We start from the raw sequence: 26,462 nt of genomic DNA, 5'->3' as shown, positions 1-26,462 counted from the left end.
CCTGAAATATCAGTTGGCTTGACCGCTCTACAATGGATGGCGGAAGCCGTGATCCCGGCGCTCAAGGCGAGCCGCCCGGGAGTCGTCATGGGTGACACAGATCCGAAAGACGTTTCAACCGCAAAGGTTGTCAGCTGTCTTCGCTCTGCACCGCCGCCTTTCTGGCGTATTCTTCGATGAACTCATCCAACAGTGTCTGCTGGGCCTTACCTAGCTCGCGGCCCTCAAGCAGGTCTGGCCGCCGCTGCCAAGTACGCCCCAAAGATTGCTTCATGCGCCATCGCTTAATGGCAGCATGATTGCCACTCAACAGCACATCCGGCACCTTGCGCCCATCAATTTCTTCAGGGCGTGTGTAGTGTGGACAATCCAGCAGGCCGTCATTAAACGAGTCCTCGACGGCGGAATCCTGATGCCCCAGCACACCGGGAATCAGTCTGGCCGCCGCGTCAATCAGCACCATGGCAGGCAGCTCACCACCGCTCAGCACATAATCACCAATTGACCATTCTTCATCGATATCATGTTCAACGATACGTTCATCGATGCCTTCATAGCGCCCCGCTACCACAATTAAAGGGCTGCGTTGCGTCAGATGCTGCACACCGGCCTGATCCAGCTTGCGACCCTGGGGCGAAAGATAGATCACCGTCGGCTGCTTGCCTGTTGCCTGCAAGGCACATTGGCGTGCATCTGCAATGGCACCGCGTAAAGTATCCACCTTCATCAGCATGCCTGGACCACCGCCGTAAGGGCGATCATCGACGCTGCGATGACGGTCTGTGGCGTAATCGCGAGGGTTCCAGAATTCCAGTGCAATCTGGCGTTTCTCGACTGCTCGCCCGGTGACACCGTGCTGGGTTAATGCAGCGAACATCTCGGGGAACAGGGAAACAACACCGATCCACATTGCAGGACCCTCGGCGTGATTGAAAACAGGCTGTTCACTCAAAATCCATATCTCAAAATTCTGGGTCCCAATCTACTTCCATGCGCTGTGCCTGAAGATCCACCTTGATGATGACATCACCGGGCAGATAGGGCAGTAAGCGCTCACGCTTGTCGATGGCATCCTGACCACCGCGCACCACCATGACATCGTTGGCACCCGTTTCGAACAGATAACTTACCTGTCCCAAACACTCTCCAGCCAGCGTATAGACATTCAGGCCTTCAAGCTCGTGCCAGTAGTATTCCTCGTCAGCAAGCTCGGGCAGCTCGCTTTTAGGCATGACAATATCCGCCTGAGCCAATGCTTCAGCCGCATCACGGTCATCAATGCCTTTAAGCTGAACAACCAGCCCCTTACCTTGCCGACGCCCCTGAATTACCTTGAGCTGCTTCAGCGTTTCGCCTTGGCGAACCCACCATTCAGAGTAATCAAATATGCTGTCGATCGGGCTCGTATAGGCATAGACCTTCAACCATCCTTTCACCCCATGAGGGCTAGTCAGCTTGCCGAGCACCACATAGGTGTCGTCTGATTGCTGTGTTGCGTTATGCGTCATTGACGACCCCAGTTCAACAGCTAATGACGCTAGGCGTCATTCAAAGGCTTACGCCTGCTTACGTGCTTCCTTGACCAACTCAGCAACACGGCCAGACAGCTGTGCGCCATGGCTCTGCCAGTGAGCAACACGCTCCAGATCAACACGCAGACGTTCTTCCTGGCCGCGGGCGACCGGGTTGAAGAAGCCGATACGCTCGATAAAACGACCATCACGGGCGTTGCGTGAATCCGTCACGGTGAGGTGATAAAAGGGACGCTTCTTGGCGCCACCACGTGCCAAACGAATGGTAACCATACGATAACTATCCTTCGGTTGAGGTTACAAGAGAGCCAAACCGCTATGGTTTAGTGCCTCTATATCAACGATATAAACGATCAACGATATAAATCGATCAACGATATAAGATCGTGTTTAAGCCCACATGGTGCAGAAAGCGGCATATAATGGGCACACCCCTACACATGAAGAGGCAGCATTCTACGCAAATGCGGGCTATTTGGAAAGCCCAAGGCGCTGAAAACTAGCGCCGGGGCAAGCCGCCAGGGCCACCCATTCCGCCCATGCCTCCTGGGCCGCCCGGCCCCTGGCCCCCCATCATGCCGGACATTCCGCGCATCATTTTCTGCATGCCGCCTTTTTGACCGGCTTTTTCATCATCTTTTGCATCTGTTTATGCTGTTTCAGCAAACGGTTCAGATCGGGCACCTGAAGCCCGGCACCGGCAGCAATCCGACGTTTGCGCGAACCATTGATAATTTCTGGCTTCTGGCGCTCCTTGGGCGTCATCGAGTTGATCAGCGCCTCAAGTTTACCCAGCTCCTTTTCAGGCCCTGGCCCTTGTGCCATTTCGGCCATTTGCCCCATGCCGGGCAGCTTGCCCATCAGGCCACTCATGCCGCCCATTTTCTTGAGCTGCTGGAGCTGGTCGCGGAAGTCTTCCAGATCAAAGCCGTCACCCTTCTTGACCTTCTTGGCCAACTGCTCGGCTTTGGACTTATCAACCGTGCGCTCGGCTTCTTCGATCAGCGACAGCATATCGCCCATGCCCAGAATGCGTGAGGCCACGCGATCCGGGTGGAAAGGTTCCAAAGCGTCGACTTTTTCACCGACCCCCATGAACTTGATCGGCTTACCGGTAACGTGGCGCACTGAGAGGGCTGCACCCCCGCGGGCATCACCATCAGCCTTGGTCAGGATCACACCGGTCAGTGGCAGAGCTTCATTGAACGCCTTAGCGGTATTGACCGCATCCTGGCCGGTCATGGCGTCAACAACGAACAGAGTTTCCTGGGGAGCAATCGCCGTATGCAGCGCCTGGATTTCCGCCATCATGGCTTCATCAATGGCAAGGCGGCCGGCGGTATCCACCAAGAGTACATCGTGGAACTGGATCCTGGCGTGCTTGATGGCCGCCATGGCGATATCGACCGGCTTCTGGTCAGAGCGGGAGGGGAAAAACTCCACCTCAACCTCTTTTGCCAGCGTTTCCAGCTGGTCGATAGCCGCCGGGCGGTAAACGTCAGCGGAAACCACCAGCACCTTTTTCTTCTCGCGCTCGCGCAGATAGCGTGCCAGCTTAGCCACAGAGGTGGTTTTACCCGCGCCCTGCAAACCTGCCATCAGCACGACCGCAGGCGACCCTTTAAGCGCCAGACCTTCGTTGGCCTCGCCCATGGTCGCTTCAAGTTCCTGTTGGACAATCTTGACGAACTGCTGGCCCGGCGAAAGGCTCTTGGAGACTTCCTGCCCGACGGCCCGTTCGCGTACGCGCTCGATGAAATCCTTGACGACAGGAAGCGCTACATCAGCTTCCAGCAGCGCTCGGCGCACTTCCCGAAGGGTTGACTGGATATTGTCGTCAGTCAGGCGCGCCTGACCCTTGATCGACTTCAGCGTCTGGGAAAGACGCTCGCTAAGATTCTGAAACATGGGGCCTCTCTGCCTCTGTCTTGGTCGCCCGGCGCAAGTACCGCGGACATTGAATACGCTGATTATACGCGCTGAAGCCACGACTCTCCATGGTCGAAGTAGCCGAGACGTTGTGTTTAATGCGTGACGACTGTGCGCAGCGCAAAGGATTGGTTATAGTAGGGCCATCAGTCCTGACCCCGAATCTGACAGGTTTCACTTACTCGCTTAACGCGCACGGATAGCATCATGCAGGCGCTCCCATTCGCCACCCTTGCTCTTGTTCTTTATATGGCGGCGGCCCTCTGGCAGGGACTGTCGCTTTTACGCCGCGTATCCGCCCGTCCGATACTGGTACGCATGCTGGCCACGCTGGGGCTTTTGCTACACATCCCACTAGTGATCAAACTGCTGGGGCAATCGCCTGGTTTTCTGCCCGGCTTCACCACCAGCATCACCCTCTTCATGGCGGTGGCCGTCAATGTCGTTCTGGTCGCCAGCCTGTTCAAGCCAGTGCTGAATGCGGGTATTGCGCTGTTCCCTATCGCCGGCGTTGCCCTGATTGCAGCCGCTGGATTACCCAGCGAGAGCAGCGCAAGAGGGCTTACACCAGGCATCCTTCTCCACGCCGTCAGCTCCGCATTGGCCTTTGCAACCATTGCGATTGCGGCAGCACAGGCAGTGCTGGTGGGCCTGCAGAATCAGGCGCTACGCCATCACCATATTCGTGGCATTGTTCAGTCCCTGCCGCCGCTTACCACCATGGAGCGCGTCCTGTTCGAACTTGTATGGGCCGGCGTATTGCTGTTGACCCTCTCGATCGTTAGCGGCTTTCTTTTTCTCGATAATCTCTTTGCCCAGCATCTGGCGCATAAAACTGTCCTGTCGATTACAGCCTGGCTGATATTGGCGACACTGCTGGTAGGCCGTTACCGCTTTGGATGGCGCGGTATGCGAGCTGTCAAGTGGACGCTGGCAGGAGGCGTTTTTCTGATTCTTGCTTACTTTGGCAGCAAATTTGTGCTGGAGATCCTGCTTGGCGCCTGACACGAGCCTGATACCACAACGCTTTCTGGCGCAACACGGATCTGTTTGACAATCTGTACACAATCTTCTGACAATCGGACTACCCAGCAATAAAGGAACCTTCAACTTGAGCGACGACTTCCCCTTGGGGTTATTGTTCGGATTACTCGCCCTACTGATTCTGCTTTCTGCTTTCTTTTCGAGTTCTGAAACCGGCATGATGTCGATCAACCGCTATCGCCTGAGCCATCAGGCCAATAGCGGCGACGCCCAAGCCAAGCGTGTGCTTCGTTTGCTGGCACGCCCAGACCGTCTGATTGGCGTGATCCTGATCGGCAACAACTTCATCAACAATCTGGCAGCGTCTATCGCCACCATCATCGCCATTCATTTTTTCGGCGAAGTGACCGGCCCCGCTGTCGCCACTCTGATACTGACCATCACCATCCTGATTTTTGCCGAAGTCACGCCCAAGACCTATGCAGCTATAAAGCCTGAACGCATTGCCTACCCGGCCTCCAGGATTCTGGAGCCGCTGCTCAAACTTCTCTACCCGCTGGTGCTGCTGGTCAGCCTGATATCCAACGGCCTGTTACGCCTGCTGGGGGTCAAAAGCGTAGAAAACGGCGGTGATAGCCTGACCCGGGATGAGCTACGCACTGTTGTCCACGAGGCGGGCACCATGATCCCTTACCGCCACCAGACGATGCTGCTGTCAATCCTCGATCTTGAAAACGTCACGGTGAACGACATCATGGTGCCGCGCCATGAAGTGCTGGGCATTGATCTTGATGACTCACTGGCGGATATTCTTGCCCAGATACGCACCAGCCAGCACACGCGGCTGCCGATTTTCAAGGGCGACATCAACAACATCATCGGCATGCTGCACTTACGTAATGCCGCGCGCTTCCTTTCCCGCCCGGAAGTCACCAAGGCGGCGATTGTGCAAGAAGCCCGCGAACCTTACTTCATCCCCGAATCCACGCCGCTGCATACCCAACTGCTCAACTTTCAGAAGCAGAAGCGCCGGATTGGCATCGTCGTGGATGAATATGGTGATGTGGAAGGCCTGGTCACGCTGGAGGATATTCTTGAAGAGATTGTCGGTGAGTTCACCACGGATGTTTCCGAAGATCAGGAAATCCACCAGCAGGATGATGGCAGCCATGTGATCGAAGGTACCGCCAACATCCGTGAGATCAATAAAATGCTGGGCTGGAAGCTGCCAACTGATGGGCCTAAAACCCTCAACGGCCTGATTCTGGAGCATCTTGAGTCTTTCCCGGAAGGCCCTGCCTCACTGCAAATAGGCTCAATTCGCATGGAAATCCTGGAAATTCGCGACAACCTGATCACATCAGCACGCTGCTGGCCAGCTGTGCGTCTGCCACGCCGCTAGAGGTCTGGATGGCCGCCCTTGTTGTGGGCGGCTGCCTTGAGACTGCGCACCTGAGCCTCCAGATAGCGCCTCAAGGCGACCTCATGGCCTGATGCCCTTGAAATCATCAGTGGATCAAGCGCCTTGCCAAAATTCAGCGTTACCTGGGCGCGCCAGCGGCGTGGCCATTTCTTCAGGGCAGGGCCACCCGCATTGGATGTCCATGACCCCCATAAACCTGCCAGCCCGACCGGAATAACCGGCACGTTATCACGCGCCAGTATGGTTTCAATACCGCGCCGAAAGTTACCCACCTCACCATCCCGGGTCAGCCGGCCTTCTGGAAACACCATGACAATTTCGCCATTGGCCAGGGCCGCACTGACGTCGTCAAGGGCACGCCTTAGCGCTCCCGGATCGCGGCGTTCAGAAGCAATTGGGATCACACCAACCCATTTGAACCACCACTGCAATACGGGTGAGTTGAAAATAGTTTGATCCATCACAAAACGTATCGGACGCGGGCAGGCGCCGCCGAGCACCAGTGCATCCATATAGCTGACGTGATTGCAGACCATCAGCGCCGCCCCATGACGGGGAATATGCTCGCGCCCCTGAATGCGCAAACGATAGATAAGCCGCACAAAGGCATAAATCACCTTGCGTAAAAGGTGACGTGTCTGCACTCGTGCAAGCGTCACACATCGTCCTCAATATGGCGCAGTCCAGCAAGCACAGTACTTAACAACTGTTCCAACAGCTCATCGACCTTTAACTGCTGCCCCTGCCAATAACCCAGACGCTCGTTTAAACCCAGCTGAACCAGACCGTGTACGCTCCCCCAAAGGGTGCGCCCCAACCGTCGTGCTTCCAGGTCACCCAGAGCGGGCTGGTATTCTTTCAGACTGGTTTCCACCTGAGTGAACAGCGCTTCGATCAAATCACTCTGGCGCTGATCAAGCTCGCCCTCCTGAGCCAACGGATAATCAAACAGTAGCTGCCAGCGGTAGCAGTCCTGTTTGGCAAACTGCCAGTAAGTATGTGCCAGCGCCTGCAGCCAGGGCTCTGGCGCATTGGTGTTCAGGCTGGTAATCGTATGCTGTAGACGCGCTAAGGTTTCAACGTTGACATATTGAAGCAGGTTATTGAAGCTGCCATACAGTTTGAGCAAAGTGCTTGGCGCACAGCCTACTTCGCGGGCAATCGCACGCAAAGACAAGCCGTGAACCGGTTTTTCATCCAGCCAGGCATCACAGGCATGCATTACCTGCGCATGGAGGGCATCGGGCGCATGCTGTCGTGGGCGTGCCATGGCATTCTCTTCAGGTTTACTGCGCAAGGAAGGCCTGATTTCATGCTGTTTTACATGATCAGGTTCGTATAGGATACCTTATATCAAACACTGTTTTCGATACTATTGTATCGCTTATTTATAACTTTGCCTGCCGCGCATCAAGTTCACTACATCAAGCCCCACCTGCGAGATGTAAACTTCCCATCGAAGGGCCCATTGAACGGAGAGTGATGTGACAGGACGCCTTTATGTACGTGATATACCACTGGCTGACTGGCTAGCCCCGATCAGCTGTGCAGAACCACTCATTACCTCGCCCAACCTGGCACCCCGCCAGGGCGTATCGACTATTCGCTGGGAGCATGGCAAGCGCCAACTGGGCACCCTATTTTGGGGGTTAACGCCCCCTTGGCTTGAGATTCTCGATCACGCCCCCACAATGCGCGCGCAGAGACGCTGGACAGTCGGCCAATGTTTCGCGAGGCATTGCAAGCACGCCGCTGCGCTGTGCCCGTCAGCGGCTTCTACGCCTGGAGGGTTCAGCCGCGTGGCAAACAGCCGTACCTGATCACCCATACCCAACGCTCACCGTTATTGCTGGCAGGGTTATGGTGTCGCTATCACACCAGTCTGACCACTTTTAACGATTCCATGGCACTGATTACCGTGCCCGCCAATGCCTGCCTGGCAGCAGTGACTGACCGCCTGCCAGTGGTGATTGCGCCAAACCAGCTGGATACCTGGCTACATCCGACAAGCACATTGCACGCTATTAAACAGCAACTAACCCCCACCTTTGGAACTGTTGGGCGCTTTTCCGGTATCAAGACATGTCAACAATCCCGCCTATCAGTCACCTGCTTGCGCCCACCCCGTTGGGCCAATGCTGAAATGGGCATCGACTCAGGAGCCGTAAATGTTACGTTTTCTATATTTTTCATCTGGCCACCCTTTGGCCACCTCGGCCCTACTATCGCTGGGAATGCTCTACCTACCGCTGGCCAACGCCAGCTCAACCGATGGCGTCAGCCAAGTGGAGAGTCCTATCGTCAGCCCCCATGATGAACGCGACTATCGCGTCCTGACCCTCGACAATGGTCTGCAAACCCTGCTGGTCAGCGACCCCCAGGCAGACAAGGCCGCGGCCTCAATGAATATTCGCGTGGGCAGCGCCCAGGATCCTGAAGACCTTCAGGGTCTGGCACACTTTCTTGAACACATGCTGTTTCTGGGCACCGAGCCGTTTCCTGAGTCAGACGCCTACCAGGGCTATATTTCGCGTAACGCCGGTTCTTTTAATGCGTTTACCGCCCCCAGGACACCAATTACTTCTTTGATATCGAGCCTTCCGCCCTGCCCGGCGCGCTGGATAGATTCAGCGCTTTCTTCCTGACGCCGCTGTTTAATGCTGACAAGCTGGATAGCGAGCGCAATATCGTTCACTCAGAATACATGGCGCGCATTCGCGACGAAGCCCGCCGCGAAAACGATGCCCTCAATCAGGTGCTCAATCAGGACCACCCCATGACACGTTTCGCCGTGGGCAGCCGTGAGACCCTGACTGACCGTCCCAACGGTGAGCCTTCCCTGCGTGACCGGGTGATCGAGTTCTATCGTCAGCATTACGATGCCAATATCATGACGCTGGCGATTGTGGCCCCGCAATCGCTGGATACCCTGGAGAACTGGGTTGCCGAGCGTTTTGTGGATATTCCTAACCGCGGGCTAAACGCACCGGAAATTGACGTTCCATTTGTACAGGACAACAGCCTGCCCATTTACCTGCAGCGTCAGTCACTACAGGATCGCCGTCAGGTGCGGTTTCATTTTCCAATCTCGGACCCTATCAGTGATTATCAGACACAGCCGACTCAGCTGATTGCTCACCTTCTGGGCGATGAAGGGGAAGGCAGCGCCCTGGCACTGCTGCGTGATGAAGGGTTGGCTGACGGCCTGTCAGCAGGTACTGGTCGGCGCGATGGCCAACACGCTTTCTTTTCGGTATCGGTCAGTCTGACGCCAAAAGGCGCTGAACGCCTGGACGATATTCAGGCGACCCTATTTGCCGCCATCAATAACATTCGCGACAACGGCCTGGACGCATGGCGCTACCAGGAACAGGCCAAACTGCGTGAGCAGGCTTTCCGCTTCCAGCAGCCCGGCGCGCCCAGCCAGGAGGCCACTCGCCTGTCCATGAATCTGTCGCGTTACCCGGCTGAAGATGTTCAGTACGCTGCTTACCGCATGGACGGCTTCGACTCTGAACGTCATCGTACTTATCTGGACGCCCTGACACCGGATAATCTGATTCGAGTTTATTCAGGCCCTGACGTGGAAAGCGAACAGGTATCCCCCTGGTTTAATACCCAATGGCGCCGCCTTGATGACGCAACTCCCGGCAACCCATTGGCCGGCCTGGCCTTGCCTGCCCCCAGCCCCTTTATTGCCGATGACCTAACCCTTTTAGAAGGCAGCGACGAACAGCCACAGGCCCTGATAGAGGCTCGCGGTTTTCGTGCCTGGCACATGCAGGAAGAGCGTTTCAACACGCCCAAGGTGGAATGGCGCATCAGCCTGCAACACCCTAGCGCCAGCTATTCAGCAGAAGAAGCCGTGCTGACAAGACTGCTGGCCAATTGGCTAAATGATAGCCTGAACGAATCCCTTTATCCGGCCTGGTTGGCGGGGCATTCAGTCAACAGTTATGCCCACTCCAGAGGCATCACCCTGGCTCTGTCCGGCTGGCGGGACGGCCAGACGCCCCTGATTGAGCAGACACTGTCACAACTTGCCGAAGCGCCCATTTCAGCCAACGCTTTCGAGCGGGTGAAGTATCAACTGCAGCGCGAATGGCGCAACGCACCGGCATCATCACTCACCCGTCAGGCCCAGCGCGCACTCGGTGAAGCTCTGCTGACCCCTCAATGGTCGAGCCATGAACTGCTCGCTGCCAGTCAGCGGTTGCAGATCCATCACCTGGAAGACTTCCGCCAGCGCTTTCTTGAAAAACTGTACGTAGATACCATGGCAGTAGGCAACCTGACCGCTGAGCAGGCCGAGCAGCAAGCTGAGCTGATACGCGGCAAGCTGCGCCCACGCCTCACTCAGGACGCCATTAGCGAACTGACACCCCTTCAAGTCAAGACAGGTGCCAGCGTTCTGCGCCCGGACAGTACCCGCGACGAATCACTGGTACTGCGTTACCTGCAAGGCAACGACACCTCGCTGCGCCAACAGGCAGCCGTGAGCGTCTTGGCCCAATGGCTGGAAACGCCGTTTTATCAGCGCTTGCGTACAGAAGAGCAGCTTGGCTATATCGTCAATGCTGGTTACTCACCGCTGCTTGAAGCCCCAGGGCTTGCCATGATTGTTCAATCCCCGGAAACCCCAAGCGCCACGATTGCCGAGCGCATGGATGCTTTCCTGCAAGGGACCGATGAACGCCTGGAGGAGCTGGATGACGAAGCACTCGCACCCTATCGCCAAGCCGTGTTTGAACGGCTTACACAACGGGATACCCGACTTGGGGCGCTCGCTAACCGTCACTGGCAAGCCACCGCACTGGATGAGGTGGTGTTCAACCGCCGCGAGCAGCGCGCTCAACTGGCGCTGGATATAAGCGCAGACGAGCTACGCAAGGTGTGGTCAACGCTGCGCAAGCGCCAGCTGGATATACGCTTTGACCCCGAGGATATGAAAAGTGATATCAGCGAGTTTCGTGAAATGCTGACACCTTTCCCACGCTAACCCTTGAGGGTCATCTTGCCCGCTCAGGCATCAAATGCCTGGGCGGGCAGGATGGATTCCACATACATCACCACTTCTTCAAGAATCTGGCGCTGATGGTCATCCAATGACTGGTGATTGTAGCGTTCGATTTCGCGGGCAAAGTCTTTCAGGGTGAACCCTGCCAGCGCCGGATCATTCAAGCGTGACCAGCGAAACGCCTCCCATTGGGCCAGCTCCTCGCCTTCCAGGGTATGCGGATAGCTGCGGGCCCGATAGCGAAACAGCATTTCTTCCAGACGCGGATCCTGAAAGGCAAACCGCTGGCCCACCAGATCCCAGGGAGACAGACTGCGCACACGCTCCATCGCCTGACGATCTGCGGCAGAAAAGAAAGCGCCGCTATACAGCATCAGATCCGGATCATGGGGCTCATCGGCAAACGTCTGCCGAAATACTTCAGCCACCTTACTGGCCACCTGCGTCTTTTGTGCATTAAGCGTTTTCCAATGCTGGCGGCAGGCATCAACATCCAGCCCCAGCCGCTTGACCAGGGTGCCATATTCACCCTGATGCGGCCCTTCCACATCCTTCAGCGCCCCCGCCGGGAACACCACCGGACAACGGTTGATATGAATAACCTTGAGCGGAATGCGCGTCTCGCCTTCAGCCAGATCCTGCTGGCTGACAAACACTCGCTCGCGCACCTGCTCAGCTGACAGGTTCAACAATTCGCCTGGGTCAATGCTCAGGTCATAGACAATCACCCCGTTGGGGTTGGTGGGATGCTCAGCCAACGGCATTACCAGAGCACTACAGGCGCGGCTGGCCGGGTAACGGCGGGAGATATGCACCAGCGGCTTGGCATGGGGGATATCCAGAAGCTTGCTCACCGCTCGCTTGCCACGCAAGCCCAACAGGTAACCAAACAGCTTGGCATTGCATTCGCGCAGCTTTCTTGCCAAGGCGATTGTCGCCCGCACATCGGCCAGAGCATCATGAGCACCGGCATGTTCTATGCCATTAGCCGCCGTCAGGTCTTCAAGCTTAAAACTCGGCGCACCATCTTCCCGCAATGGCCACTCAATGCCTTCCGGGCGCAATGCATAAAAGGCTCGAACTACATCAATCAAATCCCAACGGGAGTTACCGTTCTGCCATTCTCGGGCATAAGGGTCGAGCAGGTTGCGGTAAAAAAGATGACGCGAGATTTCATCATCAAAGCGCAGGCTGTTATACCCCACCACACAGGTGCCTGGCACACTCATGCAGCTTAATACTTCACTGGCAAACTCGGCTTCCGGCAAACCACGTCGCTGGGCTTTTTGCGGCGTAATACCGGTAATCAGACAAGCGGTCGGGTGGGGCAGGTAATCATCCGCCGGTTTACAGTAAAGCTCTATCGGCTCGCCAATTTCATTTAGCGCCCCATCCGTGCGGATGGCGGCAAACTGAGCCGGTCGATCACGCCGGGTATCTGCGCCGAAGGTTTCATAGTCATGCCAGAGAAAACTGCTGGGAACCGTCTGGTTAGGCGCCATGAAAAACCATACTCCGCGTCGATCGTGAATCGTTATTGTGAATTATCTATCTGAATTGTTTATGACTTGGGCAGCGTAACGTTGAGCTCAAGCACTGAACAGTTATCTTCACTGTCCAGGCTAATCTGGACGGCATCATCGTCAATCTGGACATAGCGGCGAATCACTTCAACCAGCTCTTTTTCCAGCATAGGCATATAATCCGGCTGGCCACGCTGGCTGCGCTGATGTGCAACGATGATTTGCAAACGCTCTTTGGCCACTGACGCGGATTTCTTACGTTCGCGTTTCAGAAATTCCAAAAGTTTCATCGACGACTCCCTCCTCCGAACATGCGTGTCAGCAAGCCTTTTTACTGGCCTGGTGGAAACGTAAAGGTACGTCTTCACCGAGCAGACGCGACACAGTATCGAGATAGGCCATTCCTGCATCGCTGGCACTCTCATGAATGACCGGCACTCCCTGATTAGAGGCTCGGAGGACCGCTTCAGACTCGGGAATCAACCCCAAAAGTTCAATCGCCAGGATTTCGCGGATATCTTCAAGAGTCAGCATATCACCACTGGTCACACGATCCGGATTATAACGGGTAATCAGCAGATGCTCGCGAACCGGGTCACTGGCCTGTTCGGCGCGCTGGGTTTTTGATGCCAGCAAACCAAGTATGCGGTCAGAGTCACGTACTGAAGATACTTCCGGATTAGTCACCACAACGGCTTCATCAGCAAAATACATTGCCAATTGGGCACCACGTTCGATCCCCGCTGGGGAATCACAGATAATAAAATCAAACTCCTCCCTGAGCTTTTCCAGTACCTCCTTGACGCCTTCCTGGGTTAACGCCTCTTTATCCCGGGTTTGCGAGGCCGGGAGAATAAACAGGTTTTCAACTCGCTTATCGCGGATCAGTGCCTGATTAAGGCCCGCTTCGCCCTGAATGACATTCACCAGGTCATAGACGACGCGACGCTCGCAGCCCATAATCAAATCCAGATTACGCAGCCCAACATCAAAATCGATGACCACGGTTTTCTTGCCGCGCATCGCAAGGCCTGTCGAAATGGCAGCGGCACTAGTCGTTTTGCCTACACCGCCCTTACCTGAAGTAACTACAATGACTTTGGCCAAGATACCCATCCTTTTTAATATCGTGTGCCGTTGGCGCACTGACGCTATTCCATCATTTGCGTCCATAAACGGCTCGGTAATACTAAGATTGCCTTCCTCTCTGTCACGCGCAAAAAATTGTGGCTTACAGCACCAGAGACCTGAATATTACAGCCTATATTACGTTATAGCCCTCCAGCTGAATACGGTATAACGTGAATCAATACCCAATATAAATCCATATGAAATGCTGTCCATCATACAAGCGGTTTGATTTCAAGCTGCTCGTTGGTGTAATGAACTTGGGCTGGCCCACCCAACAAACGTGAATCAACATCTTCAAGACGCTTGTAATTACCCGCTACTGAGAGCAATTCCGCTTTAAGTTCGCGGCAATAGATACCAGCGGACAAATTACCGTGGATACCCGCCAGCGCACGCCCTCGCAGCGGACCATAGATATGAATACTACCGCCTGCCAACACTTCAGCCCCTGCATTGACGGCCCCAATCACGATCAAGTCACCATCGGCGGCACTGACCTGCTGGCCTGAACGCACCGTGCCGCGATAAAGCCGCGTAGCATCCTGTCCTGCAACAGGATCTTGCGCTACACCCTGTGACTGTTTGGTAGTGGGGTCTTCCGCCTCAGAGTCGTCAGCTGCTTGAGATTCCACTGCTGCGTCCACTTCAACGCTTGCCAGACGCCGAGCGCGTTCACCCTCAACCGGTGCAAACCAGCCAAGCCCCAGCGCCCAAGCTGACTGACGCACAGGGTCTGTACCGCCACGCACAGCCACCGGAAGCAATTTATGTTCGCGGCAAACGGCACAGATACGCTCTAATGCCAGATTGGGGGCACCCAGCTTTTCCACACTAAGCACAACAGGTGTATGCTGAAAAAAGCCGGTGACTGAGCCAGCTTGCCCTGAAGTTGCTGGCGAATTAGCTCGGGATCGGCGCTGCTCAACTCCATAACTGTCATGGGCAGCATACCGCCTTTAAAAGTAAAGGCCACGTCGGCCGTATCCGCTTTAAGGCTCATGGCCGAAACTCCGTAACTTGACCAGATTCGCACCTAGATCAGGTAAAATAGATAGAATGTAATAGATAGTAGAAAACACCCTGACGGTGGCACATCTTCACAAACCCCGTCTACATAATAGATAAAGCTAAGCGACAGTGCAGGCGACTGCAACCGCAAAACGCTTGCGCTAAACTTTTTTAACGCTAGGCACTCGACTCAGGATGATCCATGCACGGACTGTTACGACGCTTTTTGCTCCCCGGTGGCAACACCCCGACCCAGAGATACGCCGCCAGGCGCTTGCTCGCCTGGACCCGACACAGCCCGACCATCAACAGACGCTCAAGGCACTTGCACAAGACACTGACCCAGGTATTCGTCTGGCCGCTTTATGTGCCTTGAATGACCTTGCCGGCCTGCTGGCAGGCTATGCCCAACACAGCGACGAAAGCGCCTGGTTTGAAGCAACCGCCCAACGCCTGAGTGGAGAACGCGGCCAGATTGAACTGAGCGAGCGCCACCACCATCTCGAGCAGGTCGCTGACACTCGGCTCCTGCACGCTGTCGCTCATGCCGGTGACAACCTCGACCTGCGCCTTGCCGCACTCGAGAAGCTACAGGATGAGGATGATATCATCCAACAGGCTTGCCACAATGGCGTTGTTGCCGTCCGTCATCGCGCAGCAGAGCGTGTTGCCAGCGAGCAGGGTTTAAGACGGCTGCTCAAGGAATCCCAGCGCGACCGCCAGGTCATGCGCCTGGCTCGTGATCGGCTTAATGCGCTAAAAGAAGACACTGAATGGGAAAAGAACCAACATCAAAAGCGCGAAGATATTCTCCACGCTCTGGAACAGCAGGCCAAACGCCCTTGGGAGCCACTTTACAGCGGTCGACTACGTCACCTCGAACGTGAATGGCAGCAGGTAGAAAAGGCGCCTGATGCTACTCAGGAAAAGCGCTATCATGATGCCCTGCTCGCCTGCCAGAAGATCCTCCACGACCACGATGCCAAAGAACGCGAGCGGCTTCATCAAGAGCAGCAACAAGCAGAAGCAGAAGAAACCCGCGAACAGTTATTGGAAGGCCTCGAAGAAAGTCTCGAAGGATTGCAACAAAGTGAAGCTCTGAACGAGCAGGATATTGATAGCCTGCGCGCCCAGTATCGCCTGTTTACCCAGCGCTGGCAGACCCTGGCAGACAGCTACCCAAGCAGCGACGGCCTTCGCCTGCGGCATGCCGATGCTATCAAGCATTATGAACAGGTCATCAATGCCTGGGAACGCTGGGAGGCATACGCCCCCTTACTGGAACAGGCGCTGGCAGATAACCAGACGCCCAGCCTGCGCCAGCACCTCAATGCCTGCCGCTGGCCCGAGACGCTACCTTCTCCGGCCTTGATGCAGGAAGCCAAGGCAGCGCTGGCAACTCAGGCAGAAAACCGCACGCCCAAGCATGATCAGGACGCACTGAACGCAGGCTCACTGGAAACGCTGAATAAAGAACTCGATAACCTGGAAAGTCTGCTTGAACGCGGCTCCTTCAAAAGTGCCAGCCGTTTGCACCAGCGGATCAAACCCAGTATCGACGCCCTTGAGCATGCCTCAGCCAAACCGCTTGCATCACGCTTCAAGCATCTTGGTGCGCGCCTGGCGGAACTGCGTGACTGGCGTGGCTTTGTCGCTGGCCCCAAACGCTTACAGTTGTGCGAAAGCATCGAAGCGCTCGCCGATGACCAGCACATGGCGGAAACCGCGCTGGATCAACATCACCGCCAGCTGGTTAAGGAGTGGAAATCACTCGGTGACGCTGCCGCCAACCGCGAACTATCCACCCGCTTTCGTAGCGCCTCAGACCGCATTCACGAGCGGCTCAAACCCTGGCGGGAACAGCTTGCAAAAGAACGTCAGATCAATCTGGCAGCGCGTATCGCCATGTGTGAGCAGCTTGAGGCCTTGCTTGAACAGCCTGCTGATGATGCCGACCCTGACGTATTGCGTGAAATTCGCGATAAAGCACGGCAACAATGGCGGCACTACTCCCCGTTCCCCGTGAAGATGCCGAGCAGATCGGCCGCCGCTTCGGTAAGGTGCGCCACCGGCTGCAGGCGCTGATTGATGACCGCGCACAAGCAATCGCTGACCAGAAGCAGGCGCTGGTAGAGCAGGCTCAAGCGCTCACCCAGCAGGAAGACACGCCGATTGCCGAACGCACCCGCCAAGCCAAAACATTGCAGCAACAGTGGCGTAACCTGGGGAGGGCGCCAAAAGGCCAGGAACAGCTACTGTGGAAAACCTTCCGCCAAGCCTGCGACCAGCTTTTTGCCCAAAGAGACGCCCAAAAAAGCGAGCAGGTTTCCCGCCAACAGCAGCGCCTGGACGACATGCAGGCCCTGGTTGAGCGTATGGATGCCTGGCAGCCCAACCATGCAGACGACCTCACTAAGCTGGAAGCTTTTCTGGCCGAGGCGGCAGCGCTGGAACCGCTCCCCCGCAATAGACGCAGCGATGGCATGCAAAAGCGCCTGAGTGGTATTGTCCGCGCTCGCCGTGAACGCCTGGAACGCCTCAAATTAGCCGCTCGGGTGCAGCAGTGGCAGGCCATTCTGCCGCTCGTTAGCGCACACCTGGACGCTGACCAGGCAGTGCTTGAACACTCAGCGGCTGGCACCGACGTCAATGCCAATGACGTACTGGATACCCCCTGCCTGATGAATTTAAACCTGCGCATCTAAAGCGTAATGAGAAGAGGCGTCAGGCCACAGCAAGCGCTCCCGAAACACAACAGCTGAAAGACGAGCTTGCGCGGTTACGTGTGCATCTTTCACTACTTGCTCTTGGCCGCGTCAAGCAAAGCGATGAGCCGCTAAGATTGGCCATTCAGGTAGAGCGCCTGAATGATGGCCTTCAACAGGAACGCAGCCAGGAAGAAGAACTCATTTCCGTTCTCTCCTCCTTGCTCGCACTAGGCCCCATGCCGCGCTCGCTGTGGCAGGCTGATATCAACGAGCTTGATGATCTGCTAAGCCGCCTGTCGCCGCTCCCACCGCACTGAGAGCACACCGGCATCGGCCCACGCCGTAGATAGCCACGCAAACAATACCATTAAAAACAATGCCATTAAAAACACAGCAGAACGGGAGGCAAAAGCCTCCCGTTCTGTTTGGTTACCGGGTTCGTTCAACGCACCCTGATAACCGACGTTGCCATGGTTATTCTATCAATTAACCCATGAACTGACCGCCGTTGATATCGATGTTGGCACCGGTGATAAAGCCTGACTCCTTATCGGCCAGGAAAGTTACCAGACGACCAATTTCTTCTGGCGTGCCGTAGCGTTTCACCGGAATGGTCTCACGAATAGCTTCGCGCACCTTCTCGGGAATTTTCATTATCATATCGGTTGCGATATAGCCGGGCGAAATGGTGTTGACGGTAATGCCCTTGGTGGCCGTCTCCTGTGCCAGCGACATGGTCAAACCGTGCATGCCTGCTTTTGCTGCGGCATAGTTCGCCTGGCCAAACTGCCCTTTACGGCCATTAACCGACGAAATATTAATAATACGACCGTAGCCTTCACCCAACATGCTTTCAATCACACCACGACACGTGTTGAAAACGCTGTTGAGGTTGGTATCGATTACCTCGCTCCATTGCTCATGAGACATCTTTTTCATGGTGCCATCACGGGTAATACCCGCACAGTTGACCAGCACACTGATAGGGCCGTGTTCTGCTTCAATAGCGCGAGCGCCTTCAATGCACGCATCAAAATCAGCAAGATCAACGCCGGAAAGCGCGATATTCTGATAACCGTTTGCCTGCTGATCTTCCAACCACGTTTTGGCTTTCTCGGGATTATGATACCCGGCAACTACCTGGTAACCAGCATCAGCCAGCGAACGACAGATTGCTGAACCGATACCACCGGTTCCACCAGTTACCCAGGCGACGGGGGCTTGATTGGCCATTGACTACCTCCCTGAAATTACAAATGGCTTGATTTACGTTGCAGCATATATAGCAAGCCATTGTGGGTAAGCGCATATGCGCCAGAATCTGCGGCATGCTCGATTGCAGTTGTTGGTCTAAGGCATGCCGACAGCTATAACCTAACAGGAGCCACGGTGATACCGTCAACTTTATCATGAGGACACCGCACCCGCTTTATTCAACCGTTTAACAATCCAGGCAAAAAATCTGACGTGGCAATACCAGGCTCGAAAACGGACAAATATATTAAGCAGTTTTAACATCGACCATGTTGCAGCACTATGACGAATACGCCTATAAGGCAAAAGTTGGTAATCGCTACTTGACGTGGGCGTATAAATACGTAGAATACGCAACACGTTGATGCGGGGTGGAGCAGTCTGGTAGCTCGTCGGGCTCATAACCCGAAGGTCATCGGTTCAAATCCGGTCCCCGCTACCAATATTTTATAAGGCAGATCAGTCACTTACTGATCTGCCTTTTTTGTGTTTGTTATCAGGCTAACTTCCTGTGACACATCTGTGACATATATGTGCCACTTTTGAAATTCTCGCCTATCAAAAATATTTTGCCTGTGACCGTCAGGCGACTCTAAAAAACGTTTAATTGCCACTTCCCTATCAACGGTCCTCATGAAACTCAAGCAAGTCTCCGACTTCACAGTTGAATAATTTGCATAACTTATCCAGCGCATCCAACTCAATACGCTGAGCAGTTTCTTTATACAGAAGCGTTACTGTATTTCGATTCAGCCCCGTCTCACGGGCAACATCAACAATTTTCATCTTGCGCTCTCCCATCAAGCGCGCCAAGTGACAACGAACCATCAAAACCTCCTGGAAAACTTTTTGTCATCCAGAATGGCAAAAAAGCTTGCAAATGATATTTTGCTGCCTAAAATGCTATTTAGGATGACATTCTGATACTCGGAATGCCTTTTAGCCACGCAGAATACCATTCCTTCTGGAGGTTTTCGATGGAATCATCATATACCTACCTTACGACCGAAGAGCTTGCTCAGCGGATCAAGTACGACTGCCGAACCATTCGCCAACAACTCAAAGATAGCGTTTTGCTTGAGGGTACCCACTACATCAAGCCCTTTGGCCGCCGCAAGATCCTCTTTCTCTGGGAAGCCGTTGAGAAAGAAATGCTGAAGTCAGCACAAAGCAATATTGCCATTCCAATGGCCAATGGAGGTGTCAGCCATGGGTAAGGTTCGTCAACGGAAAGAAACAGGCAAATTATATCTGGATTTTTTTCTACAAAGGCCTGCGATTACGTGAACAGACAGCTCTGAAAGATACACCGGCTAACCGCAAAAAGTGGAAGGTCTGCTTGCCAGGATTGAAGCAAAAATCTTGCTTGATGACCTGGATTACGCTGAATTTTTTCCAAATAGCAAAAACCTGCGCAAGCTGGGGCTGGACGAAGAATCTCAAAAAACGGCAGCACAGCAGCTCTCAGACACACCTGCGCAACCGTTAGTCGACACACCCCTCTTCAGCGAATTCGCCTTACAGTGGCTTGAAGAAAGCAAGATTCAATGGCGGGCATCCCATGTGCGCAATGTCACCTCAATTCTGGATAGCTCTCTGCTGCCTGCGTTTGGAAAAAGCCTATCGGTGAGATCAAAAAGGCAGACATTATGGCCTTTCGCGCCAAGCTGGCAAAACGAAGGGGACGGGGCCCAAATGGCACGTTGTCGCCCAAAACCATCAACAGTCACCTGGCTATCCTGCGCATGATACTGGATGAAGCCGCCGAGCGTTTTGAGTATGAAACGACTTACAAGAACATCAAACCGCTAAAACTGCAGAAAACCCATATCGAGCCTTTTTCGCTACGCGAGGTACACCGCATTATTGACAATGTGCGCCCTGACTATCGGAACTATTACACAGTACGCTTTTTTACTGGCATGCGTACCGGCGAAATTGACGGTCTAAAATGGAAGCACGTTGACTTCGCCAAGCGTGAGATTCTGATCCGCGAAACACTGATCAACGGTCAGACGGAGTACACCAAAACCGATGGCTCTCAACGTGAGATCCCCATGTTCGGCCAGGTGTTCGACGCGCTAAAGACCCAATACAAAGCGACGGGCCACCAAAGCGGTTACGTCTTCTGTAATCAAAAGGGCAACCGCTGGATCACAATAACGTGACCAAGCGAGTGTGGTATCCCCTGCTTAGAGCATTAGGCCTTAACAAACGCCGGCCCTATCAGACACGCCATACAGCAGCGACGCTTTTTCTGGCATCAGGGGAGAATCCGGAATGGGTGGCCAGAATTCTTGGGCATAACTCAACAGAGATGCTTTTTAAAGTGTATTCACGCTACGTACCGAATGCCACGCGCATGGACGGCTCTGCATTTGAGCGTCTGCTGGGCAACCCTGACCCTGTTCAATCTACCGAGGAGTCTGACCATGTCCAAGCATGATCACCTGCCTGCTCATCTGACCCGTTCATTTTCAGGCACCTATCGGCTAACGGGAAGAATGGCTATATTCGATGACGCCAACACTCCTTTCCAGAAAGTGCGGCTGAGTGATTGCCAGGGTGATCATATCGCCTGGCTGAACCTGACCCTGACAGCCCCGCCGGAAGGTATCACTCATCTGGATCACGTGACCGCTACCGGCGTCAAATCAGTCACTGGTCACTTCATGATCCAGGAATTTCGTGCAGCAGCGTCTGATGAAATCCAGGCATTAACACCGCTCCAGTCACTGCCACGGATCTATTGTCCTGTTCCAGAAGCGTTCGATCAGTTAATCGCAACAACACAATCGCTGAACTCCGTACATCTGAAAGAATGTCTAAAACGCGTACTGGAGCAACAGGATCGCCTGGAGTCTTTCTTGAACGCTCCTGCTAGTCTCAACAATCATCATGCCTATGCAGGTGGCTTGTTACAGCATTCGTTGGAAGTTGCGAATAACACCGTCGCGATGTTGCGCCTGAACGATCCAGCTCAGCCGCGTATCCTTCAAGAGACATGTTTTGTCGCAGGGTTACTTCATGACATCGGTAAAACCTTCACCTATGACTCAAAGGGAAAACCGAACGCTGCCTGGAAACTCTGCCATCATGATGACCTGACACTGGAAGCCTGCGCCGAAGGCTTTGCCTATCTTGATAAACAGGCACGGGAACTCTCGTTGACATTACGCCACATGCTGACAGCAGCATCTCCTGGCGCACGTTATGGTAAGCCTGCGGCCATGGCACTAGCCCGCTACCTTCGTGATGCCGATGGTCAAAGCGCCATGGCTGATAACGAACGGCGCGTTTTCAAGCAAGATACTGGTTGGGGGTTCAGGCGCAGCCGTCATCAAGCATTTTGGCGTCCGGACCTGAATGTTTTGCCTCTGTAGCATCGACTGAAAATCTTGAAATGCCGCCAGCAATACCGCTTGGCGGCTTTTTTTATGCTGCAAGTCATATAGATCTTAAGAAGACAAACGCAATGCATTTCCCCATTCAACAGGTGCACGACCGTCCTCAGTCAGGCACCAGATCACGGGATAAGGTGCTGCCTGTGTCGGGGCCGATATGTAGCCATCGGTCAGCACCACCATCAGCTCGGGCGGCGAATCCGTCAGCGCCTCAAATACCGGCCGAATATCACTGCCGCCACCGCCCTGGCAGCGCCAGTTTTGAAGCGCCTGCAACTGGCCTTCATCCAGAAGGCGCCGCTGAGTGATACGGGTATCAAACTCGATGACCTCCAGACTGACCCGATCACAGCTGCCCAGGATTCCGCCCAACTCACTCATGAAATGGGGGAGGTCTCCCTGGCAACTACCGCTGGTATCAATCACCACCACTAGGGAAAGCGACTGGCTGCGCTGGCTGGGCAAATACAATCCGCGATGCACATGCCGTCGTGACGGCGGCAGCCATTGGCGGTTACCACTCAGGGTGGTATGGATGAACTGCGCCAACACCTGCTGCCACGGAATCACCGGCTGACGCAGCCGCGTGACCAGGCGGCCAATATACCCGGGTAAATCACCCTGCTGACGCTCGACCTGCTGCGCCGTGGCCACCAGCCGCTGTTGCCAGGCGCGGGCGTTTTCAGCACTGACAGGGCGAGGCGCAAAGTCTGGATCGTTAACAGACATTGGCGATTCATGAAAAACACCCTGCAAATCGTGAACATCCAACGTTTGACCGCGCAAACGTGCTTGTTGGCTGAGCTGAGCATAGATCTGCTCTGCTGACTGCCCTTTGAAACGGCGCTTGAACAAGGCATCCCGAGGGCAATGCCCCAACGCCTCTTTCAGTAGGGCGTTGACTTCATAATCGCAGGCATGATTCCAGCGCTCGACATCACGCTGTAACTGGCGGCGATGGTGTCCTAACGCACAGTGCCAGACTTCGTGGGCAAGGATAAATCGGCGGTCAGCCTCAGTGCGATTCGCCATAAAAGCCGCATTGAAGAAAATGCTTTCTCCGTCTGTGCCAGCGGTGGGTAAGCGGTCATCGATCACCGCGACTAGCTGCAACTGCATGAGCAGCTTGGCCGTAAAAGGCTGGCTGGTAAGCAACCAGGCACGGTCTGCCTCGCAGACCTGCTGCATGCGCTTTTTCAGTCGGACCTCCTGCGCATCAGGGCGACGAGGACCGCCCAACTGTAAACTACTGGAGCGTTGACGAAGGACATCAGGCATCAAACAGCTCCTTCTCGGCCGTCACTGCGCCAAAGGGCTGATCCTCAAGATGCTGCTGGAATACCTCCCCATGCTGCTCACTCCAGGCATCAAAGGCTGGATGACTGAACAGCGCCAGCGTGCGCGCCTGGGTAGACACTTCATCACTTCCCTGCAGGGCATCAAGCAATGTCAGGGTGGCAAAATCCGAGGTGAGCGCCGCGCTGATAGCAAAAAAACGCTCCAGACGCGCCAGCGCCTGTTCGCTACCCAGGGCATCATCCTCAAGCCCTTTCCATAGTGCGTTTGCCAGACCGGCACAGAAGGCATAGCGCTGATCAGCCCGCTCAGGAATCTGAATCGGCGCCTTGCCCGCCAGCATGGCAGGAATATCCGGAAGTTTCAGCACCCAATCACGGAAGGCCAGGAACTCAGTGGCCACTCCTTTCCCGACCAGGCCGTGGATCATCAGCGCCTGAACGTCTTCGGGCAAGGTACCCGCCTGATCAAGTGAGCGAGCCACTCGTTCCCAACTGCGGGGACTGGGCCAGCCTTGCTCCACTCCCCTTCCATAGAGAAGAAACACTCGGGGCGAAAACGCAGAAAGGCAATCACATCCGGGTGAAGACCCTGGCCACGAGCCCAGCGCGTCCAGCTCTCCAGGTCAGGCTCAAGGTTGAGGTGGCAGAAACGATTGGCCAGGGCGCTGGAAAAGGTCTGAGCCACAGCACGGTCGGTACTGCGATTCCCTGCTGCCACTACTAGCCAACCCGGCGGCAGGCGATAGAGATCTCCCAGGCGGCGATCCAGAATCAGTTCATAGGCTGCCACCTGCAGACTGCGATCTGCGGCAGTCAATTCATCAAAGAGCACGATGCCACGGCTCTCCGGATCACGTGGCCACTCCCCGGCCAGCAGCCAGTCAACCACACCGCGCTCGGTATCCGGCACCGGCAGACCACGCAGATCTACCGGCTCGCGCTGGGCCAGGCGGATATCAATGAAACCGATACCCTCCTGTTCCGTCACCTGACGCACCACGGTGCTCTTGCCCACACCCGGCGCTCCCCACAACATCAAAGGTGGCAGGTGCGCGGCTAACGACGGGTCCTGTGCAAGTTGTTGTACCTGATGGGTCAACAGCGTCATGGTTTGATCGGGTGTCGCGTACATAGAGCGTCTCCTGGCGTCACGATGAATACTCACAGTCTACTTGGCTAATGCGACATTCCATGTCGCTATGGCTTAATACCTCAGCCTTTATGGGGAGGTACGTCGACGACGCGGCGGCATCCGGCGGATGGTATGTAACGGGGCACTGACAATGTCCCCCATGTTTTCCTGACTGTCTGAAGGCTCCACAATATCGTTGAGCACCGCCATGTCCGTGTTGGCAGGCATCAGTGCCTGGCGAGTTAATGCTTGACGCAGATGCGCCATTTTCTCTTGGGAAAACAGCTGATGGGACAGCTTCCAGCGCCACCATTCATCCGGTTGACGACTCAATGTCATGAGTAGAGCGCGTGCCTCGCCGGGATAGGCCGCGCGTAGGGCGCCTAACTGCAGAGGTACCTTCTTCCAGGGCATCAGTTCTACCATGGCATGCATGACGGCCTGGCGTTGCGCCTCCGTCTGCGCTGCATGAAGCAGCCGCGGCAGGTAACGCGTAGCACCTGCCTGCTTGCTGGGCACGTGCATACATGGCCAGGGGTGTTGACGGTAGAGTGCCGTCAGCACATCCAGCATAAGCGTCACCAACGCCTCCGGGGCGTTCTCACGGGTAGCTGCACGCAAAAAATAGCCCAACTGATTCGGTGACTGGCCATCTTTCAGCAGGGTCTTGCGAAAGGCTTGCGCGTGCTCACTTTGCGGTAGACACAATGCCCAGAGATGCAGGTCCGCCATCAGCCCTTCCTCCAGGCGGTCCACCGGCAGATCCCATCCCCAGTGTTTGTCGGCACGTAGATAATCCGCATCGCGCAGCGTGGGATGTTTGCGCTTGCGCCCCTGTTGACGCTGCCAGGCACTCAGGGTACGACGACACTGCCACAGCTCAGCCAAGGCCATGCCTTGCCCCGCCAGGTGATGCAAGGTGGTCAGGCTATGAAACGCCGCCGCCGGCGTATAGCGCTGAGAGAGCACATTCAGCACCCCTTCCAACAGCGATAACTCACCGGCCTCAAGGCGTCGCAGGCTTTGCTTCAAAGTCGCCTCATCGATAAAGAAGCGCGCCTGATTCAACAGCGGAGTGGGCACCTCCCCATGACAGTCCACCGGCAAGCCATCCGGCAGGGCCACCTGATCGAGCCGGCCGCAGTGATACAGGGCCAGATGTTTGGCCCAACCCAACTGCAGATATGTCAACGTCGGCGCATGCAGATGAACGTCGCCCCAGCCGTCAGCTATCGTCAGCGAAGACATCTTGCCGCGCAACGTTAACTGCTTGCTCATATGATGGCGAACATCGTAAGGTGGTGGTTGTGAGGCCTGTTGGCGTACCTGCTGGGTAGGCCCCTGTACATTAGTCAGTGCGTCCGCCCCTTCAACCTCACAGCGCCCCGTTCTCAACTGAGTCAAGGATTCCAGCGCAACGGCTCGGTGAACATGCACGCGCGGCGGGCCATCAATGACCAGCGACGTGACCTGTGATGCATCGGCCAGCCACCACTGCCCCTCACCCGATAGATGCAGCCGTTCCGGCAATGTGTTGCTCGACAGCACAATGGTGAGCGGCCCACTGTGGCGGATTGGGCTGTGAGACGTCAGACGGGGGCATTCCGCAAACTCATGCTGCAAGGCCAGGTCATGCATTCGAGCTTCCTTGCCCAACACCCGTAATGAAGCCCAGGGAGCACCCTCAGCACACAGACGCAGGCTACCGGTCTGCCAGTCCGCATCGAACTCAATGACCCGCCCATGGACTGACAGCGAGCGCGGCAGCGCCAGTGTAAAGCGGTGAATGATCGCGCCGCTACGTAGCACCGGCAGACGTATTTCACGCAAGTTAGGCAACCGATCCAGCTGCAGGTGAAGCACGTCCTGCTCACCACAGTTGGATAGATCCAATACTTCCAGGCGAGGGTCGTCGTGCAGATCCAGAGCGCGCAGATTGGGTTCTACCAGCACCAGACAACGCCCCTCCTGATCGTTCCCGGTAGCGCCCTGCAACGCCGTACCGCCCAGGTTATCCAGTGTCAGTGTGCCCATATCACCTCCCGTCGCTGATCAATAACCATCAGCTTACCCGTCCGATGCGACGTTTCCTGTCGCGTTATCTAACAGTCCACGCGAT

General features: G+C 55.3%; 22 protein-coding genes, 1 tRNA gene and 6 pseudogenes. 13 read left to right on the top strand and 16 right to left on the bottom strand.

Annotated elements, in window-relative coordinates; genetic code table 11:
* Positions 1-130 precede the first annotated feature (130 nt).
* The 4 genes and pseudogenes from trmD to ffh all read right to left on the bottom strand — a co-directional run bounded on the left by trmD (position 131) and on the right by ffh (position 3,440).
* Positions 131-910 (bottom strand): tRNA (guanosine(37)-N1)-methyltransferase TrmD, encoded by a 780-nt coding sequence (trmD, locus tag HLB35_RS00375; protein ID WP_171701091.1) that lies wholly within the window; start codon positions 908-910, stop codon positions 131-133.
* Between the two features lie 52 nt (positions 911-962).
* A complete protein-coding gene (gene rimM, locus HLB35_RS00370; RefSeq protein WP_171701090.1) occupies positions 963-1,508 on the bottom strand; it encodes a ribosome maturation factor RimM in 546 nt (181 codons plus the stop codon).
* Between the two features lie 48 nt (positions 1,509-1,556).
* Complete coding sequence (rpsP, locus tag HLB35_RS00365; protein ID WP_100819297.1) at positions 1,557-1,805, bottom strand: 30S ribosomal protein S16; 249 nt, start codon at positions 1,803-1,805, stop codon at positions 1,557-1,559.
* A gap of 226 nt (positions 1,806-2,031) precedes the next feature.
* Positions 2,032-3,440 (bottom strand): annotated as a pseudogene (gene ffh / locus HLB35_RS00360) (signal recognition particle protein).
* A gap of 228 nt (positions 3,441-3,668) precedes the next feature.
* On the opposite strand from ffh, the gene HLB35_RS00355 reads away from it, so the two are divergent.
* Positions 3,669-4,466, top strand: coding sequence for a cytochrome C assembly family protein (locus tag HLB35_RS00355; protein ID WP_171701089.1), 798 nt, complete (start codon positions 3,669-3,671; stop codon positions 4,464-4,466).
* A 106-nt stretch (positions 4,467-4,572) separates the two neighbouring features.
* A complete protein-coding gene (locus HLB35_RS00350; protein ID WP_171701088.1) occupies positions 4,573-5,847 on the top strand; it encodes an HlyC/CorC family transporter in 1,275 nt (424 codons plus the stop codon).
* On the opposite strand, the gene HLB35_RS00345 is transcribed toward HLB35_RS00350, so the two are convergent.
* Together HLB35_RS00345 and HLB35_RS00340 are read right to left on the bottom strand one after the other, a co-directional pair.
* Positions 5,844-6,527: a 1-acyl-sn-glycerol-3-phosphate acyltransferase gene (locus HLB35_RS00345; RefSeq protein WP_171701087.1), complete on the bottom strand. Its 684-nt coding sequence runs from the start codon at positions 6,525-6,527 to the stop codon at positions 5,844-5,846. The two genes, HLB35_RS00350 and HLB35_RS00345, sit on opposite strands and share 4 nt — an antisense overlap.
* On the bottom strand, positions 6,524-7,138 hold the full coding sequence (locus HLB35_RS00340; RefSeq protein WP_171701086.1) for a TetR/AcrR family transcriptional regulator: 615 nt from the start codon (positions 7,136-7,138) through the stop codon (positions 6,524-6,526). The genes HLB35_RS00345 and HLB35_RS00340 overlap by 4 nt, the downstream gene beginning before the upstream one ends.
* Before the next feature lie 214 nt (positions 7,139-7,352).
* On the opposite strand from HLB35_RS00340, the pseudogene HLB35_RS00335 reads away from it, so the two are divergent.
* The 3 genes and pseudogenes from HLB35_RS00335 to HLB35_RS00330 all read left to right on the top strand — a co-directional run bounded on the left by HLB35_RS00335 (position 7,353) and on the right by HLB35_RS00330 (position 10,867).
* Positions 7,353-8,036 (top strand): annotated as a pseudogene (locus HLB35_RS00335) (SOS response-associated peptidase).
* Positions 8,037-8,527, top strand: a pseudogene (locus HLB35_RS18020) (insulinase family protein); the annotation flags it as partial.
* Between the two features lie 45 nt (positions 8,528-8,572).
* On the top strand, positions 8,573-10,867 hold the full coding sequence (locus tag HLB35_RS00330) for an insulinase family protein (protein WP_422822413.1): 2,295 nt from the start codon (positions 8,573-8,575) through the stop codon (positions 10,865-10,867).
* 23 nt (positions 10,868-10,890) lie between these two features.
* Here HLB35_RS00330 and sbcB read toward each other — a convergent pair whose 3' ends face one another.
* The 4 genes and pseudogenes from sbcB to minC form a co-directional block, all read right to left on the bottom strand.
* A complete protein-coding gene (gene sbcB / locus HLB35_RS00325) occupies positions 10,891-12,387 on the bottom strand; it encodes an exodeoxyribonuclease I (protein WP_171701085.1) in 1,497 nt (498 codons plus the stop codon).
* 59 nt (positions 12,388-12,446) lie between these two features.
* On the bottom strand, positions 12,447-12,698 hold the full coding sequence (minE, locus tag HLB35_RS00320; protein ID WP_171701084.1) for a cell division topological specificity factor MinE: 252 nt from the start codon (positions 12,696-12,698) through the stop codon (positions 12,447-12,449).
* A pseudogene (minD, locus tag HLB35_RS00315) lies at positions 12,695-13,515 on the bottom strand (septum site-determining protein MinD). The gene minE and the pseudogene minD overlap by 4 nt, the downstream one beginning before the upstream one ends.
* 236 nt (positions 13,516-13,751) lie before the next feature.
* Positions 13,752-14,539 (bottom strand): annotated as a pseudogene (minC, locus tag HLB35_RS00310) (septum site-determining protein MinC).
* A gap of 203 nt (positions 14,540-14,742) precedes the next feature.
* On the opposite strand from minC, the gene HLB35_RS00305 reads away from it, so the two are divergent.
* The 3 genes from HLB35_RS00305 to HLB35_RS16770 all read left to right on the top strand — a co-directional run bounded on the left by HLB35_RS00305 (position 14,743) and on the right by HLB35_RS16770 (position 17,572).
* Entirely contained in the window at positions 14,743-16,632 is a 1,890-nt protein-coding gene (locus tag HLB35_RS00305) for a DUF349 domain-containing protein (RefSeq protein WP_235936914.1), read from the top strand.
* Positions 16,545-17,252 carry a DUF349 domain-containing protein gene (locus HLB35_RS16775; RefSeq protein WP_235936913.1) on the top strand — a complete coding sequence of 236 codons (708 nt, stop codon included), beginning with the start codon at positions 16,545-16,547 and terminating at the stop codon, positions 17,250-17,252. Before HLB35_RS00305 ends, HLB35_RS16775 begins: the two co-directional genes overlap by 88 nt.
* An 80-nt stretch (positions 17,253-17,332) precedes the next feature.
* Entirely contained in the window at positions 17,333-17,572 is a 240-nt protein-coding gene (locus HLB35_RS16770; RefSeq protein WP_235936912.1) for a hypothetical protein, read from the top strand.
* 169 nt (positions 17,573-17,741) lie between these two features.
* On the opposite strand, the gene phbB is transcribed toward HLB35_RS16770, so the two are convergent.
* A complete protein-coding gene (phbB, locus tag HLB35_RS00300) occupies positions 17,742-18,488 on the bottom strand; it encodes an acetoacetyl-CoA reductase (protein WP_171701083.1) in 747 nt (248 codons plus the stop codon).
* Positions 18,489-18,874: 386 nt separating this feature from the next.
* On the opposite strand from phbB, the gene HLB35_RS00295 reads away from it, so the two are divergent.
* A tRNA-Met gene (locus HLB35_RS00295) sits at positions 18,875-18,951 on the top strand.
* A 179-nt stretch (positions 18,952-19,130) separates the two neighbouring features.
* Here the strand turns inward: HLB35_RS00295 and HLB35_RS00290 are convergent.
* Positions 19,131-19,337: a helix-turn-helix domain-containing protein gene (locus HLB35_RS00290; protein WP_171701082.1), complete on the bottom strand. Its 207-nt coding sequence runs from the start codon at positions 19,335-19,337 to the stop codon at positions 19,131-19,133.
* Positions 19,338-19,486: 149 nt separating this feature from the next.
* Here HLB35_RS00290 and HLB35_RS00285 point away from each other — a divergent pair, with 149 nt between their 5' ends.
* The 4 genes and pseudogenes from HLB35_RS00285 (at position 19,487) to HLB35_RS00275 (ending at position 21,892) form a co-directional block, all read left to right on the top strand.
* Positions 19,487-19,726, top strand: coding sequence for a hypothetical protein (locus HLB35_RS00285; protein WP_171701081.1), 240 nt, complete (start codon positions 19,487-19,489; stop codon positions 19,724-19,726).
* Between the two features lie 145 nt (positions 19,727-19,871).
* Positions 19,872-20,258 carry an N-terminal phage integrase SAM-like domain-containing protein gene (locus HLB35_RS16760; protein ID WP_235936911.1) on the top strand — a complete coding sequence of 129 codons (387 nt, stop codon included), beginning with the start codon at positions 19,872-19,874 and terminating at the stop codon, positions 20,256-20,258.
* A pseudogene (locus HLB35_RS18665) lies at positions 20,159-20,955 on the top strand (site-specific integrase). Before HLB35_RS16760 ends, HLB35_RS18665 begins: the two are co-directional and overlap by 100 nt.
* Entirely contained in the window at positions 20,942-21,892 is a 951-nt protein-coding gene (locus HLB35_RS00275) for a TraI domain-containing protein (protein ID WP_171701080.1), read from the top strand. The pseudogene HLB35_RS18665 and the gene HLB35_RS00275 overlap by 14 nt, the downstream one beginning before the upstream one ends.
* 75 nt (positions 21,893-21,967) lie before the next feature.
* Here the strand turns inward: HLB35_RS00275 and HLB35_RS00270 are convergent, their stop codons facing one another.
* The 4 genes from HLB35_RS00270 to HLB35_RS00260 form a co-directional block, all read right to left on the bottom strand.
* Positions 21,968-23,191, bottom strand: a complete 1,224-nt coding sequence (locus HLB35_RS00270) for a vWA domain-containing protein (RefSeq protein ID WP_171701079.1) — start codon at positions 23,189-23,191, stop codon at positions 21,968-21,970.
* Positions 23,184-23,663, bottom strand: a complete 480-nt coding sequence (locus HLB35_RS16340) for a hypothetical protein (protein ID WP_216601341.1) — start codon at positions 23,661-23,663, stop codon at positions 23,184-23,186. The genes HLB35_RS00270 and HLB35_RS16340 overlap by 8 nt, the downstream gene beginning before the upstream one ends.
* Positions 23,639-24,343 carry an ATP-binding protein gene (locus tag HLB35_RS16335; protein ID WP_216601340.1) on the bottom strand — a complete coding sequence of 235 codons (705 nt, stop codon included), beginning with the start codon at positions 24,341-24,343 and terminating at the stop codon, positions 23,639-23,641. The genes HLB35_RS16340 and HLB35_RS16335 overlap by 25 nt, the downstream gene beginning before the upstream one ends.
* Before the next feature lie 87 nt (positions 24,344-24,430).
* Positions 24,431-26,377 (bottom strand): hypothetical protein, encoded by a 1,947-nt coding sequence (locus HLB35_RS00260; protein ID WP_171701078.1) that lies wholly within the window; start codon positions 26,375-26,377, stop codon positions 24,431-24,433.
* Positions 26,378-26,462: the final 85 nt, after the last annotated feature.

The organism is Vreelandella azerica (genome assembly GCF_013112225.1).
Taxonomy (GTDB): domain Bacteria; phylum Pseudomonadota; class Gammaproteobacteria; order Pseudomonadales; family Halomonadaceae; genus Vreelandella; species Vreelandella azerica.
Note: the sequence above shows the minus strand (reverse complement) of the source record. Positions and strands in the feature narration are given on the sequence as shown.